The sequence below is a fragment of the Kitasatospora sp. McL0602 genome (assembly GCF_052076145.1).
Taxonomy (GTDB): domain Bacteria; phylum Actinomycetota; class Actinomycetes; order Streptomycetales; family Streptomycetaceae; genus Kitasatospora.
Window position 1 is genome coordinate 2,497,183 of record NZ_CP197246.1, and the last position, 16,495, is coordinate 2,513,677.

General features: G+C 69.9%; 12 protein-coding genes and 1 riboswitch. Of the genes, 9 read left to right on the forward strand and 3 right to left on the reverse strand.

Annotation, left to right across the window (positions count from 1 at the left end; translation table 11 throughout):
- Positions 1–3: 3 nt before the first annotated feature.
- A complete protein-coding gene (locus tag ACR68M_RS11235; protein WP_441250309.1) occupies positions 4–1,002 on the reverse strand; it encodes a carbohydrate ABC transporter permease in 999 nt (332 codons plus the stop codon).
- Between the two features lie 126 nt (positions 1,003–1,128).
- On the reverse strand, positions 1,129–2,415 hold the full coding sequence (locus ACR68M_RS11240; protein WP_441250310.1) for an extracellular solute-binding protein: 1,287 nt from the start codon (positions 2,413–2,415) through the stop codon (positions 1,129–1,131).
- Positions 2,416–2,767: 352 nt separating this feature from the next.
- On the opposite strand from ACR68M_RS11240, the gene ACR68M_RS11245 reads away from it, so the two are divergent.
- The 6 genes from ACR68M_RS11245 to ACR68M_RS11270 all read left to right on the forward strand — a co-directional run bounded on the left by ACR68M_RS11245 (position 2,768) and on the right by ACR68M_RS11270 (position 10,875).
- On the forward strand, positions 2,768–3,562 hold the full coding sequence (locus ACR68M_RS11245) for a GntR family transcriptional regulator (protein ID WP_441250311.1): 795 nt from the start codon (positions 2,768–2,770) through the stop codon (positions 3,560–3,562).
- Between the two features lie 240 nt (positions 3,563–3,802).
- Positions 3,803–4,102, forward strand: a complete 300-nt coding sequence (locus ACR68M_RS11250; protein ID WP_441250312.1) for a DUF3311 domain-containing protein — start codon at positions 3,803–3,805, stop codon at positions 4,100–4,102.
- Positions 4,099–5,730: a monocarboxylate uptake permease MctP gene (gene mctP, locus ACR68M_RS11255; protein WP_441250313.1), complete on the forward strand. Its 1,632-nt coding sequence runs from the start codon at positions 4,099–4,101 to the stop codon at positions 5,728–5,730. Before ACR68M_RS11250 ends, mctP begins: the two co-directional genes overlap by 4 nt.
- A gap of 199 nt (positions 5,731–5,929) precedes the next feature.
- Positions 5,930–6,676: a histidine phosphatase family protein gene (locus ACR68M_RS11260; protein ID WP_441250314.1), complete on the forward strand. Its 747-nt coding sequence runs from the start codon at positions 5,930–5,932 to the stop codon at positions 6,674–6,676.
- 135 nt (positions 6,677–6,811) lie between these two features.
- The gene (locus ACR68M_RS11265; RefSeq protein WP_441250315.1) at positions 6,812–9,148 is read left to right on the forward strand and encodes a family 20 glycosylhydrolase; all 2,337 of its coding nucleotides are present in this window, start codon (positions 6,812–6,814) and stop codon (positions 9,146–9,148) included.
- Positions 9,149–9,249: 101 nt separating this feature from the next.
- Positions 9,250–10,875, forward strand: coding sequence for a LamG domain-containing protein (locus tag ACR68M_RS11270; RefSeq protein ID WP_441250316.1), 1,626 nt, complete (start codon positions 9,250–9,252; stop codon positions 10,873–10,875).
- Here ACR68M_RS11270 and ACR68M_RS11275 read toward each other — a convergent pair.
- Positions 10,839–11,837, reverse strand: coding sequence for a helix-turn-helix domain-containing protein (locus ACR68M_RS11275; protein WP_441250317.1), 999 nt, complete (start codon positions 11,835–11,837; stop codon positions 10,839–10,841). The two genes, ACR68M_RS11270 and ACR68M_RS11275, sit on opposite strands and share 37 nt — an antisense overlap.
- A gap of 310 nt (positions 11,838–12,147) precedes the next feature.
- Between ACR68M_RS11275 and ACR68M_RS11280 the strand changes: the two genes are divergently transcribed.
- The 3 genes from ACR68M_RS11280 (at position 12,148) to ACR68M_RS11290 (ending at position 16,440) form a co-directional block, all read left to right on the forward strand.
- Positions 12,148–12,639 (forward strand): GNAT family N-acetyltransferase, encoded by a 492-nt coding sequence (locus ACR68M_RS11280; protein ID WP_441250318.1) that lies wholly within the window; start codon positions 12,148–12,150, stop codon positions 12,637–12,639.
- Positions 12,640–12,720: 81 nt separating this feature from the next.
- A riboswitch (cobalamin riboswitch) is annotated at positions 12,721–12,851 on the forward strand.
- 161 nt (positions 12,852–13,012) lie between these two features.
- Positions 13,013–15,415, forward strand: coding sequence for a ribonucleoside-diphosphate reductase subunit alpha (locus ACR68M_RS11285; RefSeq protein WP_441250319.1), 2,403 nt, complete (start codon positions 13,013–13,015; stop codon positions 15,413–15,415).
- A gap of 29 nt (positions 15,416–15,444) precedes the next feature.
- On the forward strand, positions 15,445–16,440 hold the full coding sequence (locus ACR68M_RS11290; RefSeq protein ID WP_441251578.1) for a ribonucleotide-diphosphate reductase subunit beta: 996 nt from the start codon (positions 15,445–15,447) through the stop codon (positions 16,438–16,440).
- Positions 16,441–16,495: the final 55 nt, after the last annotated feature.

Here is a 16,495-nt window from a genome sequence, read left to right on the forward strand (position 1 = left end):
TCGTCACTCCACCTCTCCGATCTTCAGCATCTGGCGCATGTAGACGGCGATCACGCCGAGCAGCAGCAGCACGGTCAGCAGGGCGATGGCCGAGCCCATCGAGTAGTCGTTGACCACGAAGGCCTTGTCGTACGAGTACGTGGTCAGCAGCTGGTACTCGGGCTCGGGGTGGCCGCCGCGCATCAGGAAGACCTGGGGGAAGACACCCATGTCCCAGATGACGGAGAGGGTCGCCAGCATGACGATGATCGGCTTGAGCACCGGCAGGGTGACGTACCGGAAGACCTTGAAGGCACCGGCGCCGTCCATCCGCGCGGCCTCCTCCAGCTCCTTGGGGACCTGGGTGAGACCGGCGTGCAGGGTGATCGCGACGAACGGGACGGCCCCCCAGACGACCAGCGCCATGATGATGGTGAAGCCCTGGGTGGAGCTGATGAACCAGTTGTGGCGGTCGAAGTCGACCCCGGGGATGCGGCTGAGCAGCCAGTTCGCGACGCCGTAGTCGGTGTCGAACATCCACTTGAAGACCGTCACGGCGACCACGATCGGCATCGCCCAGCTCGCCACCAGCGCGATGTTCATCAGCGTCTTGACCCAGCCGGAGACGCGGATCAGCAGCATCGCGATGAGCATGCCGAAGACCATGGTGAAGGCGACCGCGCCACCGGCGAAGACGATCGTGCGCAGCACGACCCGCCAGAACACGCCGTCACCCAGCACCTTGGTGAAGTTGTCGAAGCCGACCCACTCGGTGGGCTGGAAGCCCCAGAGCTGGGACTGGCCGAACTTCTGGAAGGACAGGGTCGCCAGGCGGACCAGCGGGTAGCCCAGCACGACGGCCAGCACCAGCATGGTCGGGGCCAGCAGCAGCCACGGCACGGCCATGCCGGAGAAGCGCTTGCCTCGCGGCAGACCCGATGCTCTGCCGGGGGTCTGTTCTCCCGCCGTTGCTGAAGAGGGCCGCTGCGGCGGCACCTTCGCGGTGGATGTCTCGGCACTCATCACGTGCTCCTCAGCTACGCCTGGCGCTTGCATACTTCTGTGGCCTCTCAGCCGATGGCCTCACGGCCGGTGGCCCGCCGGCCCGCTCCATGGGGGTGGAGGGGGCCGACGGGCTCGGGTGCCGGATCAGGCGTTGTTGATCACGGCGTCGATCGCGGTGTCGGCGTCCTTGGCGGCAGCCTCGACGGTCTTCTTGCCCTGGGCGATGTCCTGGAGGGCGTTCTGCAGGATGTTCGCCTTCTCGACCTGGAGCCAGCCCGGCGCGGTCGGGACGAACCAGCTGAGCTCGGCGGCGGTGGCCGAGGGGCCGACCTTCGGGTCGCTCTTCAGCGGGGCCAGCTGGGTCTTGTTGTTCGGCAGGTTGCCGGCCTTGATGAGGGCCTCCTGCGCCTTCGTGTTGGTGAAGGCGTTGATCCACTCGGCGGCCGCGCCCTGGGCCTTCGACTTGACCGGGACGGCGAGGTCCGAGCCACCGAGGAAGGTGGAGAGGGTCTTGCCGGACGGGCCGGGCATCACGAAGGAGACCAGGTTGTCCTTGAGCTTGCCACCGGTCTTGTCGATCTTCGGGTCGGCGGCGGAGCCACCCTCCCAGCCGGCGCCGTAGATCATGGCCGAGGTGCCCAGACCGTAGACGATGTAACGGTCGGCGTCGTCCTTGGTCAGGTCGCCCTTCATGTACTTGCCGATGGCGTCCTTCCAGGCGGTCAGACCCTTGATCGCCTCGGGGCTCTCCAGGCTGGCCTTCCACTTGTCGCCGTCCTGCTTGGCGATCGCGCCGCCGGAGTCCGCGACGAAGGACATCGCGGCGTACCAGTCACGGCTCGGGTTGTACCAGGCGGAGAACTTGTCGCCCTGCTTGGCCTGGATCTTGTCCAGGTCGGCGGTCAGGTCGGCCCAGGTGGTGGGGACGGCCGTGACACCGGCGTCGGCGGCGATGTCCTTGCGCCAGGTGGCCACGCGGGCACCGGCGTAGTAGGGGACACCGTAGGTCTTGCCGTTGTACTGGACCGAGCCCTTGAGCCCGTCCAGCCAGGCACCGCTGTTCTCGAACTTCGAGGCGTCAAGAGGCGCGAGCGCACCCTTGATCATGTAGGGCAGCATCTCGGTGTTGCCCATCTCGACCACGTCCGGCACCGCGTCGGTGGCGAGCACCGAGTCGAGCTTCGGGTTCTTGTCCTTCCACCCGTAGTACTCGTGGTTGATCTTGATGCCCGGGTACTTGGCGGTCAGCGCGTCATCCGCGGACTTGACCAGGTCGGGCCAGTTCTTCTGGGCGTCGACGGTGAGCCAGACGGTCAGGCTGGTGGGGGCAGCCTCCGACTTGGCGCCGTCCTTCTTGGCGTCCGAACCACAAGCTGCGAGACCGACGACCATAGCTGCGACGCCGACCGCCGCGATGAGCTGACGCTTCACGCCATCCTCCTGAGGGATGCCCGGTGTTTTGAGAATTCAACACAGCCCCCCATCGGCGGGAGCGACAGACCCCTGCAAACCGGCAGGAATGGGCATCGCGAAGCCATGGGACGGGGTTGGGATTCATGTTGCGGTCCACAGAGGTGTAGACCAGATGCCTGGAGCTTGGCCTAGACCAATGGACGTGTCAACGGTCCTGGGATGATCCGCAGCACCCGTTATGAAGCCGACACCGCTCGTCGTTCATCGCGTGATGAGCTCCCCGTTCACCTGACATACGTGCAACGATGTGTGCCGTTGACGAGGCTGCGGAGCCCGCGGAGGGCTTTGCGAGTAGCGGGAGATACGCCGGATGACCAGCGACGGGGGCAGCACTGCCCAGGTGAGCGACGCCCAGGCGAAAAGCCTGCCGACGCAGGCCGCAGCCGACCACACGGCCCGGGTGCCCAAGTACTACGGCCTCAAGCGGCATCTGCTGACGCTCACCGAGACCCAGCCCGCCGGCACCCCCGTGCCGCCGGAGCGCGCGCTGGCCGCCCAGTTCGACACCTCCCGCACCACCGTCCGGCAGGCGCTCCAGGAGCTGGTGGTCGAGGGCCGGCTGGAGCGCATCCAGGGCAAGGGCACCTTCGTCGCCAAGCCCAAGGTCGCCCAGGCGCTCCAGCTGACCTCCTACACCGAGGACATGCGCGCCCAGGGCCTGGAGCCCACCTCCCGCCTGATCGAGATCGGCTACATCACCGCCGACGACCGGCTCGCCCCGCTGCTCGACATCAAGACCGGCAGCCGGGTGCTGCGGATCGAGCGCCTGCGCCTCGCCAACGGCGACCCGATGGCCATCGAGGTCGCGCACCTCTCCGCCAAGCGCTTCCCCGCACTGCGCCGCAACCTCGCCAAGCACAACTCCCTCTACACCGCGCTGCGCGAGGTGTACGGGGTGACGGTCGCCGAGGCCGAGGAGACCATCGAGACCACGCTGGCCAACCCGCGCGAGGCCGGCCTGCTCGGCTCCGACCTCGGGCTGCCGATGCTCCAGCTCTCCCGGCACTCGTTCGACGCAGAGGGGGCGCCCGTCGAGTGGGTGCGCTCCATCTACCGGGGCGACCGCTACAAGTTCATCACCCGCCTCCAGCGGCCCGAGCAGTAGGCCGGCAGCCCGCCCAGCAACAGGCCCGGCAGTAGGTCTGCGGACGGCCCGACCTGACACCGCACCATCCGGTATCCGGGAAATTCGGCCGGATCTAGTGACACGCGTCACTCCGTGCCATATTTTCGCCTCCGTACTGACCATTGGTCACCAGTGGTGCTGCTCGGCGGGGAAGACGGGCACCGGCCCGCGCAAGGCGGCGCCGACTGGCTGAGCCCTCACCAGCCGGAGCCGCACACGATGTCGTCGCAGACCCCACCACCCGAGAGCGCCACCGTCCCGGTGGTCACACCGGAACGGGTCCTGGCCGGGCTCAGCCTGGCCGTACCGGTGGTCGCCCTGCTCTGGGTGTCCTCGTACGCCAAGATCACCCCCAAGCTCGGCGGGGTGCCGTTCTTCTACTGGTACCAGATCCTCTGGATCCCGCTGTCGGCCGTCTTCACCTCGGCCGCGTACGTCCTGCTGAACCGCGACACCAAGCACCGCAAGGCCGTCGCCGCCTCCGCCGACGCGCTGTCGAAGGCGGGTGAGCAGCTGTGAACCACGGCGTCAACGTCACCGCCCTCGTGGTGTTCGTCCTCTTCTTCGCACTCGTCACCGTGATGGGCTTCCTGGCCTCGCGCTGGCGCCGGGCGGGCGACGCCCAGCACCTGGACGAGTGGGGCCTCGGCGGCCGCAGCTTCGGCACCTGGATCACCTGGTTCCTGCTCGGCGGCGACCTCTACACCGCGTACACCTTCATCGCCGTCCCGGCGGCGGTCTTCGGCGCCGGCGCGGCGGGCTTCTTCGCGGTGCCGTACACGATCATCGCGTACCCGCTGGTCTTCCTCTTCCTGCCCCGGCTCTGGTCGGTGGCGCGGGTGCACGGGTACGTCACCCCGGCCGACTTCATCCGCGGGCGGTACGGCTCCAAGAGCCTCTCGCTGGCGATCGCACTGACCGGCATCCTGGCCACCATGCCGTACATCGCGCTCCAACTGGTCGGCATCCAGGCGGTGCTGGACACCCTCGGGGTCGGCGGCGGCACCAGCGGCAACTGGTTCATGAAGGACCTGCCGCTCTTCCTGGCCTTCGCGGTGCTGGCGGCGTACACGTACTCCTCCGGCCTGCGGGCGCCCGCGCTGATCGCCTTCGTCAAGGACACCCTGGTCTACATCGTGATCATCGTCGCGGTGATCTACATCCCGATGCGGCTCGGCGGCTACGGCCACATCTTCGACCAGGCCGCGCAGAAGTTCAGCGCGAAGAACCCGAAGACCGGGCTGCCCGTCGGCTCCCTGGTGACCGGGCCCAAGGCGCAGTGGGCGTACGCGACGCTGGGCCTCGGCTCCGCGCTGGCGCTGTTCATGTACCCGCACACCGTGACCGGCGTGCTGGCCGCCAAGAGCCGCAACACGATCCGCCGGAACATGGCGATCCTGCCCGCCTACTCGCTGATGCTCGGGCTGCTGGCGCTGCTCGGCTTCATGGCGATCGCGGCCGGGATGGGCAAGGGCGTCACGGGCTACAACGCGCAGCTCGCGGTGCCGCAGCTGTTCGCGAGCATCTTCCCGGACTGGTTCACCGGCGTGGCCTTCGCGGCGATCGGGATCGGCGCGCTGGTGCCCGCCGCGATCATGTCCATCGCGGCGGCGAACCTCTTCACCCGCAACATCTACAAGGAGTTCGTGAAGCCGGACGCCACCCCGGCCCAGGAAACGAAGGTCGCCAAGATCGCCTCGCTGCTGGTGAAGGTCGGCGCGCTGGCCTTCGTCCTCACCATGGACAAGCAGTTCGCGATCAACCTCCAACTGCTCGGCGGCCTCTGGATCCTGCAGACCTTCGTCTCCATCGTCAGCGGCCTCTTCACCCGGTGGTTCCACCGCTGGGCGCTGCTGGCCGGCTGGGCTGCGGGCATGGTCTACGGCACCTGGAAGACGTACGGCATCGCCTCGCCCGCCACCAAGCACTTCGGCGGCAACACCGCACCCATCCCCGGGATCGGTGAGATCGGTTTCATCGGCGTCACCGCCTTCGTGCTCAACCTGATCGTCGCCGTCGTCCTGACGGTGATCCTGCGGGCCGCGAAGACGCCCGAGGGCGTCGACGAGACCAGCCCCTCGGACTACAACGCCGACGCGGGCGACGAAGCCGTCGACAACGCCCCGGAGCCGGCCATAGCGCACTGACGCCTGCCAGGCAGCCCCCAGGGGCGCGGGGCTCAGCTCATCAACGGTGAGCTGAGCCCCGCGCCCCTGTGTCCGTAGGTGGTGAAGCCCCGGCGCACGGCTCTGCGCTTCGCGCGCCCTGTGATCGCGCCGTCGCTTCCCTCAACACTGGTGTACCGCCCACAGGGCGACCGGTGTCGACAACGGGGAGAATCCAGTCATGGCAGAGCTCAAATCCGCGCTCACCTCCGGCCTGAACGGCCACCGCACCGCCGCACGGCAGCCGTCGGTGCTGATCGCCACCCGGCACGGCGAGTCCACCGCGAACGTGGAGTTCCAGCTGGCCGCCGACACCGGCGCGCTGACGGTGCCGATCACCTGCCGGGACGCCGACATCCCGCTCTCGCTGCACGGCCGCAGCCAGGCCCAGGAGTTGGGCCGCTGGTGGGCCGCCCTGCCGCCCGCAGACCGCCCGCGGGCCGTCTGGTGCTCCCCGTACGTCCGCACCGCCGAGACGGCCCGCACGGCGCTGGCCCAGGCCTCGGGGCTGGGTGCGGTGCCGGTCGGGCTGCAGATCCGCTTCGACGAACGGCTGCGGGACAGAGAGCTGGGCATCCTGGAGATGCTCACCGCCGCCGCGATCGAGAAGGAGCACCCCGCCGAGGCGGCCCGCCGCCACAAGATGGGCGAGCTCTACTACCGCCCGCCCGGCGGAGAATCGTTTCTCGACGTGGCCCTGCGGGTGCGCAGTTGCCTGCGCGACCTCTGCGAGGAGGAGGCGGGCCACCCGGTGCTGCTGATCGCGCACGACTGCCCGGTGCTGGCCGTGCGCTACGTGCTGGAGCGGCTCTCCGAGCCCGAGATGCTGGCGCTCGACCAGGTGCGGAACTGCTCGGCCTCGCTCTGGCGCTCGGACGGCGAGCGGCTGCGGCCGGAGCTGTGGAACGAGACGGGCCATCTGGCCTGACGTCGGCCGGCCCTGAAACCGATTAGCTTGAGCATTTCTGCTCATTCTGGCGAGGTTATTGACACGTACGAGCACGGGCAGTGCACTGGTCTACACCGCACGCCCCCGCTGCGGCCTGCCCGGAAGGAGTCCGACGTGCGTACGCCCCGCCTCCGCCACCTCCTCCTCCTGCTCGCCCTCCCCGCCCTCTCCCTGCTGCCCCCGGCCGCCCAGAGCGCCCATGCGGCCACCGCCGCGCCCCCCACCGTGGTGCCCGCCCTCCAGCAGTGGACGGCGGGCACCGGCGCGTACGGCTTCACCGCCTCCTCCCGGGTGCTGGTCGACCCGGCCTACGCGGCCGAACTCACCACCACCGGCCAGGTGTTCGCCGAAGATCTGAGCCAACTCACCGGCACCACCGTGCCGTTGGCGAACAGCGCGGCCGCCCAGCCCGGCGACCTGCTGCTCACCCTGGGCGGCACCGACACCCGCCCCGACGCCTACACCCTGGCGGTCGGCCAGTCCGTCACCGTCCGAGCCGCCACCGACGCGGGCGCCTTCTACGGCACCCGTACGCTGCTCCAGCTGCTGCACCAGGCCCGCAGCATCCCGGCCGGCAGCGCGCAGGACTGGTCGGCGTACCCGGAGCGCGGGCTGATGGTCGACGCCGGGCGGAAGTACTTCACCGTCCCCTGGCTCCAGCAGCAGATCAAGGACATGGCGTACGCCAAGTTGAACTACCTCCACCTGCACCTCTCCGACACCTTCGGCTTCCGGCTGGAGAGCAGCACCCACCCCGAGATCACCTCGGCCCAGCACTACACCAAGCAGCAGATCACCGACCTGATCGCGCTCGGCGCCCGCTACCACGTCACGGTCGTCCCCGAGCTGGACCTGCCGGGCCACCTGGACGCGGTGCTCGCCGCCCACCCCGAACTGCGCCTGGTCAACAGCTCGGGCACGCCGAACAACGACTTCATCGACCTCGCCAACCCCGCCTCCTACACCCTGATGAAGGACCTGATCACCGAGTACCTGCCGCTGTTCCCCGCCGGGTACTGGCACCTGGGCGCCGACGAGTACATCACCGACTACTCGAGCTACCCGCAGCTGCTCAGCTACGCCCGCGCCCACTACGGCGCGAACGCCACCGCCAAGGACGTCTTCTACGGCTTCGTCAACTGGGCCGACGCGATCGTCCGGGCCGGCGGGAAGACCATGCGGATGTGGAACGACGGCATCAAGGCGGGCGACGGCACCATCGCCCCGAACGCCGACATAACCGTCGACTACTGGTACGACTACGGGCTCACCCCGCAGCAGCTGACCGCCGCCGGGCACACCGTGATGAACTCCAGCTGGACGCCGACCTACTACGTCTACGGCGGCGACAAGCCCGACACCCGCTACATGTACGAGAGTTGGCAGCCAGGCCTGTTCCAGGGCGGCGCCGCCCTCACCGACCCCTCGCGCAACCGGGGCTCCGCGCTGCACGTCTGGTGCGACAACCCCGGCGCCGAGACGGAGACCCAGACGGCGGCGGGCATCCTGGCGCCGCTGCGCACCCTCGCCCAGCAGACGTGGGGGTCGCCGAAGCCGGTGAGCACCTACGCGGCCTTCCAGGCCCTGATAGGCGCCGTCGGCCGCGCCCCCGGGCTGCCCACCGACACCCTCCCCGGCGATCTGGCGCTCGGCCACCCCGTCACCGCCTCCAGCACCGAGACGCCCGCCTTCCCGGCCTCCGGCGCGGTGGACGGCAGCTACGGCACCCGGTGGTCCAGCGCCTACGCCGACCCGCAGTGGCTCCGGATCGACCTCGGCAGCACCCAGCAGGTCGACCGCGTCCGACTCGACTGGGAGGCGGCGTACGCGAAGTCCTTCCAGCTCCAGTTCTCCGACGACGGCACCACCTGGCGCACCGCCTACACCACCGGTACCGGCACCGGCGGCCTCCAGGACCTCACCGGCCTGCACGCCTCCGGCCGCTACCTGCGGGTCTGGCTGACCCAGCGGGCCACCAGCTACGGCTACTCCCTCTGGGAGGTCGAGGCGTACGCCACCTCCGCCGGCCGCTCCGGGCACACCTACGCCCTCACCTCCGCCGCCACCGGCAGCGCCCTCGACGTCGCGGGCTCCTCCACCGCCCCCGGCGCAGCCGTCATCGAGTACCACCCCACCGGCGGCACCAACCAGCAGTGGACCTTCCAGGACACCGGCACCGGCGCCTACCAGCTCGTCTCCGTCCGCAGCGGCCTCTGCCTCGACGTCACCGGCTCCGCCACCACCGACGGCGCCGCCGTCATCCAGTGGACCTGCACCGGCACCCCGAACCAGCTCTGGGCCCTCTCCCCCACCGGCACCCTGACCGCCGCCCACTCCGGCAAGCTCCTCACCATCGCGAACTCCGGCTCCCCCACCGACTCCACCCCGATCGTCCAGTCCGCCGCCACCGGCGCGGCCTACCAGCAGTGGCAGCTGGCGGAGGCGTCCTGACGTGCGCAGATAAATCGGTCGTGAACAATCGTCAGCCCCGCTAGAGTCCGGGCGCCGTCCATGCGTACGCGGACGGCGCCTGAATTTCGAGGGGAGTTCCTGTGCAGAGAACGAGATGGCGGATCGGTCTGCTGGCCATGGCCGGAGCGCTGCTGCTACCGACAACCAACACCTCGGCAGCGGCGCCTGACGCGGCGGCGGCCACCGAATCGGTGCGGGCGATGACGTGGAACATCTGCGGCGAGGCGGGGGGCCTCGCCCCCACGCCCGACCACACCGACGGCGTCGACCACATCAGCGGCTACGACCCCGGCTACTGCCCGCACCGCAACGACCACCGGGTCAAGGCAACGGCCGTCGCGGACATGGTGGCCGAGCACAACCTGAACGCCATCATGGTCCAGGAGATCTGCGGCGGCCCCGACGGGGCCGTCCCGGCCGGCAGCGAGCTCGACGAGCTCGCCCACGCCCTCCCCGGCGGCTGGCACCTCACCTGGGTCCCCAGCACCCGCCCGGGGGACGCCCGCGACACGGGCTCCACCTGCCGCAACGGCCTCCCTGGTCGGTACGGCATAGCCCTGGGTGCGAAGGGCCTGCTTGTCAACACCACCCACAAGTGGCTGCTGGAGGACCAGGACAAGCGGTGGGAACAGACCCAGGTGCTCTGCTCCGACGTCGTGGATTGGCAGACGACCATCTGCTCGACCCACCTGACCGACGACCCCGAGCGCAACTACCCGTACTACGGCGCCGAGGTGACCGGCCTCCTGAGTGCTGTCGGCGCCCACCCGAACGTCGTCTTCGGCGGGGACTTCAACGCCGAGGGCGGCACGAAGGCCGGTGCCCTCTCGCCGCTGTACGCCAAGTACTCCGAGTGCGATGCGGTCTCCTACCGTGACGGCGACGCTTCGGACGAGCCGACCCACCTCACCCACCACCCCGCGGCGGCCTCGGACAACACTCCGACCGATTACTACAACCACTCCAAGCTGGACTATCTGTTCAGCTCGGCCGGGTTCACCGGGTGTGACTCCGCCCAGGAAAAGGCTGACAGCACCGAGTACTCCCGCTACATGCAGCCCGACCCGGCCCTTCGCGAGCCGGTGGTGCCCACGCCGCCGAGCTCGTACGCGCCGAAGGTGCTGACGCCCGACGCCGTCCTGGGCATCTCCGACCACGCCCCGCTCTACGGCTACACCCGGGGCGCCCCCGTCCAGTCACTGGACCTGAGCTCCACGAGCTTCGACGGCGCCACCACCTTCGCGAACGGCGCTCCGGTCTCACTGACAGGGCGGAGCTTCTCCGTGGCCGTCTCGGCCAAGGCTGACGGCACCAAGCCCCAGACCGGAGCCGTGGTGAGCCAGGACGGGCAGCACATCAGCAAGTTCCTGCTCTGGTACGAGCAGGACACCCAAAGGTGGCGCTTCGGCATGCCGAAGACGGACTCCGACCAGTGGGACCTCGACGTGGTCAGCGTCCCGCAAGCCCAGCCTGGTGTCTGGACCAAGTTGGTCGGCACCTACGACTACCAGTCGAAGCTGCTCACCCTCTATGTGAGCGGCGCCGCTCCCGTCAGCACGCCGCACGCGGACACCTGGGCGTCCACCAGTCCCCTGGTCGTCGGCACCGACCTGGTGGGAGCCAACAGGGCCTACTTCAAGGGCGGTATCGGCAGCGTCAAGCTGTTCGACTACGCCCTGACCCCCGGCCAGGTCGCCGCGCTCTGAGCGACCAGCCCGGCAGCTGAGTTGCCGAACATCCGCCGGTAGGCCTGCGGCGTCGTGCCGAGCCAGCGGCCGAAGTGGTGGCGCAGGGTCGCGCCGTTGCCGAAGCCACAGCGGGCCGCGACGGCGTCGACCGGCTCGGTGGTGCCCTCCAGGAGGCGCTGGGCCTGGAGCAGGCGTTGGTTGGTGAGCCAGCGGTGGGGGGTGGTGCCGGTCTCCTGCTGGAAGCGGCGGGCGAAGGTGCGCGGCGACATGTGGGCGCGGGCGGCGAGCTGGTCGACAGTCAGCTCCTGGTCGAGGTGGTGGCGCAGCCAGTCCAGCAGGCCGCCGAGCGACTCGCTGTCGCACTCGGGCAGCGGCCGGGCGACGAACTGCGCCTGGCCGCCGTCCCGGTGCGGGGCGACGACCATCCGGCGGGCGATCCCCCGGGCCACCTCGGCGCCCTGGAGCTTGCGGACGAGGTGCAGGCAGGCGTCGATCCCGGCGGCCGTGCCGGCCGAGGTGATGACCGGGTCCTCGTCCACGTAGAGCACGTCCGGCTCGACCCGGGTGAGCGGGAAGCGCTCGGCGAGCCGGTCGGTGTGCCGCCAGTGGGTGGTGCTGCTGCGGCCGTCGAGCAGCCCGGCGGCGCCGAGCAGGTACGTGCCGTTGCAGATCGAGAGCACCCGGGCGCCGCGCGCGACGGCGGCCCGCAGGGCGTCGAGCAGCGGCTCCGGGTACTCGTCCCGGACGCCGGTGGCCGCCGCGATGATCAGGTCGGCCTCGGCGAGGCGCTCGACGCCGTGCGGCACGTCGACGGTGAACCCAGCGTGCGTGCGCAGCGCCCCGGGGCGGTCGGAGGCGAGCGCGAAGTCGTAGACCGGCAGGCCGTCGTCGCTGCGGTCGAGGCCGAAGACCTCGCAGGCGACGCCCAGCTCGAAGGGGTGGACGGGCTCCAGCACCACGGCGACGACGTTCTTCAGCATGCACCCCAGCGTGCCAGTGGCAGGATTTCGATGCAATAGGTCGTTCCTGCCACTCGTGACGCCCGCCCGCGGCCGGAAGGCTGGTGGGCATGACCTCGGAGACCTTCGCGAACGCACTCGGCCTGCTCGGCGCGGTCGGCGGCTTCGGCCTGCTCGGCACCCTGATCGGCCGGGACGTCGACCGCCATGCCCGCACCGGCCGCGACAACTGGCACCGCCCCACCGGCTACCCCGTCGACCCGGCCCTGCCGGACCGCCTGCGCGGCACCCTGCCCGCCGCTTCGAACATCTCTTCGGGCACACTTGTCCGATGGACATCGTCATCCGCCGAGCCCGCGAAGAGGACCTCGAAGCAGCCGGAGCCGTCACCGTCGAGGCCTTCGTCGGCGGCGGCCACACCGACCCCGCGAGCCCGTACGTCGAACTCCTGCGCGACCCCCGCCGCCGCGCCGACGAGGCCGAGCTGCTCGTCGCTGCCGACGCCGACGGCCGCGTCCTCGGCTGTGTGACGTTCGCAACCGGCGGCACCGAATGGGCCGACATCGCCCAGCCGCACGAGGGCGAGATCCGGATGCTCGCGGTCGCCTCGGCGGCCCAGGGTCGGGGTGTCGGAGAGGCTCTCGTCCGGGCCGCGATGGCCCGCAGCCGGGAGCTCGGGCTCGCCGGGATGGCCTTCTCCACCCGCCCCTCGATGAAGGCGGCGCACCGGATCTACGAGCGGGTGGGCTTCGTCCGTACCCCCGAGCGGGACTGGGCGCCGCGCCCGGGGATCGACCTCCTGACGTACGCGATCAGCTTCTGACGGGTCGTACGGTGGCTCCCCGCTACCACCCGACCACGACACGCGGCACTACATCTGGGGTCGCATCCTCCCTCCGCCACAACATGTATGCTCGCTCTCGCTGTCGAAGCAGGGGAACTCAGTGAGAATCTGAGACTGCCCCGCAGCGGTGAGCGGCCGTCTCCCGAGACGCCCCCGCGAGTCCGATGACCTGCCGACGGTGTGCACACGGCTTCCCCGCAGACGCCTTGCAGCACAGCTACACGTCCGGGCCTCGCGGGCGGGCCGGGGGGTCGAAACGCGCGCACCCGAGGTGCGTCGCGCGCCATTCCCCTGCGCCCAGACCGGCCCGACGACACCCCTCGTCGTTCCGCCGCCGCCAGGAGAGAGCGCCTTGACCATCGCAGTTGCCCTGCCGTCCCAGGGTTCCGCCGACCACGCCCAGACCGACCCCGGTGCTGCGCTCCTCCGGCTCCTCACCGACCGCAGCGTCGACCTCCCGCAGGTGGACCCGGGCCACGTCGCCGCCGCCGCCCTGCGCGGCCGCAACGCCGGCTCCGACTTCGCCGAGCTGCGCGGCCTGGCCGTCGAGGCCGCCGCCTCGATGATCGCCGAGGACCCGCAGTACTCGAAGCTCGCCGCCCGCCTGCTCGCACTGGAGATCTCCGACGAGGCCGTCGGCCAGGGCGCGCTGAACTTCTCCGCCTCGATCCAGGTCGGCCACGCCGAGGGCCTGATCGGCGACACCACCGCGGCCTTCGTCGCCAAGCACTCCGACAGCCTGGACGAGCTGATCGACCAGCGGGGCGACGACCGCTTCGAGTACTTCGGCCTGCGCACCGTGCAGTCCCGGTACCTGCTGCGCCACCCGATCACCCGCAAGGTCATCGAGACCCCGCAGCACTTCCTGCTCCGTGTCGCCTGCGGCCTGGCGGTCGGCGACAGCGAGCAGTCCGTCCGCGAGGTCGCCGAGCTGTACGCGCTGATGAGCGCGCTCTCCTACCTGCCCTCCTCGCCCACGCTCTTCAACTCCGGCACCAAGCACCCGCAGATGTCCAGCTGCTACCTGCTGGACTCGCCGCTCGACAACCTGGACTCGATCTACTCGCGCTACGCGCAGATCGCCCGGCTGTCCAAGCACGCCGGCGGCATCGGCCTCTCGTACTCCCGCATCCGCTCGCGCGGCTCGCTGATCCGGGGCACCAACGGCAAGTCCAACGGCATCGTGCCGTTCCTGCGCACCCTCGACTCCTCCGTCGCGGCCGTCAACCAGGGCGGCCGCCGTAAGGGCGCGGCCTGCGTCTACCTGGAGACCTGGCACGCGGACATCGAGGAGTTCCTGGAGCTTCGCGACAACACCGGTGAGGAGGCCCGGCGTACGCACAACCTGAACCTCGCCCACTGGATCCCGGACGAGTTCATGCGCCGCGTCAACGCCGGCACCGACTGGTCACTCTTCTCCCCCGCCGACACCCCCGAGCTAGTCGACCTCTGGGGCGCCGACTTCGACGCCGCGTACCTGAAGGCCGAGGCCGAGGGCAAGGCCGTCCGCACCATCCCCGCGCAGACCCTCTACGCCCGGATGATGCGCACCCTGGCGCAGACCGGCAACGGCTGGATGACCTTCAAGGACGCCTCCAACCGCGCCGCCAACCAGACCGCCGTGCCCGGCCGCACCGTGCACTCCTCGAACCTCTGCACCGAGATCCTCGAGGTCACGGACGACTCCGAGACGGCCGTCTGCAACCTCGGCTCGGTCAACCTCGGCGCCCACGTCGCCGCCGGTGCCACCCCAGCGGACCTGCTGAACGCGATGGACTGGGCGCGGCTGGACTCGACCGTCCGCACCGCCGTCACCTTCCTCGACCGCGTGGTGGACATCAACTTCTACCCGACCCCCGAGGCCGGCGCCTCCAACTCCCGCTGGCGCCCGGTCGGCCTCGGCGTGATGGGCCTCCAGGACGTCTTCTTCAAGCTCCGGCTCGACTTCGACTCCGCCGAGGCCAAGCAGCTCTCCACCCTGATCGCCGAGCGCATCATGCTGGTCGCCTACGAGCGCTCCAGCGAGCTCGCCGAGCAGCTCGGCCGCCACGAGGCGTACGCCGAGACCCGCGCCGCCCGTGGCCAGCTGCACATCGACCACTTCGACACCGCCCCCCATTGGGCGGAGCGTTGGACGGCCCTTCGGGCGCGCATCGCCGAGACCGGCCTGCGCAACTCGCTCCTGCTGGCCATCGCGCCGACGGCGACGATCGCCTCGATCGCCGGCGTGTACGAGTGCATCGAGCCGCAGGTGTCCAACCTGTTCAAGCGCGAGACCCTCTCCGGCGAGTTCCTCCAGGTCAACCCGTACCTGGTCAGCGAGCTCAAGGAGCTGGGCGTCTGGGACACGCAGACCCGGGACGCGCTGCGCGAGGCCAACGGCTCCGTCCAGGAGCTCAACTGGCTGCCCGCCGAGGTCCGTTCGCTCTACCGCACCGCGTGGGAGCTGCCGCAGCGCGCGCTGATCGACCTGGCCGCCGCCCGGCAGCCGTACATCGACCAGAGCCAGTCGCTGAACCTCTTCATGGCCGCGCCGACCATCGGCAAGCTCAGCTCGATGTACGCGTACGCCTGGAAGGTCGGTCTGAAGACCACCTACTACCTGCGCTCGCGCCCGGCCACCCGGATCGCCCAGGCCGCGTCCAGCAGCGTCCGTGCGGCCGTCCCGGTGCCGTCCCCGACCCTCTCCCCCGAGGAGGAGGCAGCGCTCGCCTGCTCCCTGGAGAACCCCGAGTCCTGCGAGGCCTGCCAGTGACCACCCCCGAGACGCCCGCTCGCGAGAAGATGCTGCTCGACCCGGGCTTCGAGCTGACGCTGCGTCCGATGCGGTACCCGTCGTTCTACGACCGGTACCGGGACGCGATCAAGAACACCTGGACGGTCGAGGAGGTGGACCTGCACTCCGACGTCGCCGACCTCGCCAAGCTCAGCGACGGCGAGCGGCACATGATCGGCCGCCTGGTCGCCTTCTTCGCGACGGGTGACTCGATCGTCTCCAACAACGTGGTGCTGAGCCTCTACAAGCACATCAACTCCCCCGAGGCCCGGCTCTACCTGTCCCGGCAGCTGTTCGAGGAGGCCGTGCACGTCCAGTTCTACCTGACGCTGCTCGACACCTACCTGCCCGACCCGGAAGACCGCGCGGCCGCCTTCGACGCGGTGGAGAGCATCCCCTCCATCCACCAGAAGGCCCAGTTCTGCTTCAAGTACATGAACGCGGTCGACCACATCGACTCGCTGCAGACCCAGGACGACCGCCGGGCCTTCCTGCTCAACCTGATCTGCTTCGCGGCCTGCGTCGAGGGCCTGTTCTTCTACGGCGCCTTCGCGTACGTGTACTGGTTCCGCAGCCGGGGCCTGCTGCACGGCCTGGCCACCGGCACCAACTGGGTCTTCCGGGACGAGTCCATGCACATGGACTTCGCCTTCTCCGTGGTCGACACCGTCCGCGCGGAGGAGCCCGAGCTCTTCGACGAGCAGATGGCCAAGCAGGTCACCGAGATGCTGGAGGAGGCCGTCGAGGCCGAGCTCCAGTTCGCCCAGGACCTCTGCGGCGAGGGCCTCCCCGGCATGAACACCGCGTCCATGCGCGAGTACCTCCAGGCCGTCGCCGACCAGCGGCTCGCCCGCCTCGGCATGCCGATCCGCTACGGCTCCACCAACCCCTTCGGGTTCATGGAGCTGCAGAACGTCCAGGAGCTGACCAACTTCTTCGAGCGCCGCGTCTCGGCCTACCAGGTCGCGGTCGAGGGCTCGGTCTCCTTCGACGACGACTTCTAGGCCCCACGCATGACAAAGGGCCGGCGCTGGTGAGCGCCGGCCCTTCCGTCGTTCA

Bases quoted from the DNA above. Each gene is read 5' to 3' on its own strand.
- ACR68M_RS11275 (WP_441250317.1), bottom strand. From the start codon at position 11,837: ATGCTGAAGAACGTCGTCGCCGTGGTGCTGGAGCCCGTCCACCCCTTC.
- ACR68M_RS11290 (WP_441251578.1), top strand. From the start codon at position 15,445: ATGCTGCTCGACCCGGGCTTCGAGCTGACGCTGCGTCCGATGCGGTAC.
- ACR68M_RS11280 (WP_441250318.1), top strand. From the start codon at position 12,148: ATGGACATCGTCATCCGCCGAGCCCGCGAAGAGGACCTCGAAGCAGCC.
- ACR68M_RS11250 (WP_441250312.1), top strand. From the start codon at position 3,803: ATGTCGTCGCAGACCCCACCACCCGAGAGCGCCACCGTCCCGGTGGTC.
- ACR68M_RS11260 (WP_441250314.1), top strand. From the start codon at position 5,930: ATGGCAGAGCTCAAATCCGCGCTCACCTCCGGCCTGAACGGCCACCGC.
- ACR68M_RS11245 (WP_441250311.1), top strand. From the start codon at position 2,768: ATGACCAGCGACGGGGGCAGCACTGCCCAGGTGAGCGACGCCCAGGCG.
- ACR68M_RS11235 (WP_441250309.1), bottom strand. From the start codon at position 1,002: ATGAGTGCCGAGACATCCACCGCGAAGGTGCCGCCGCAGCGGCCCTCT.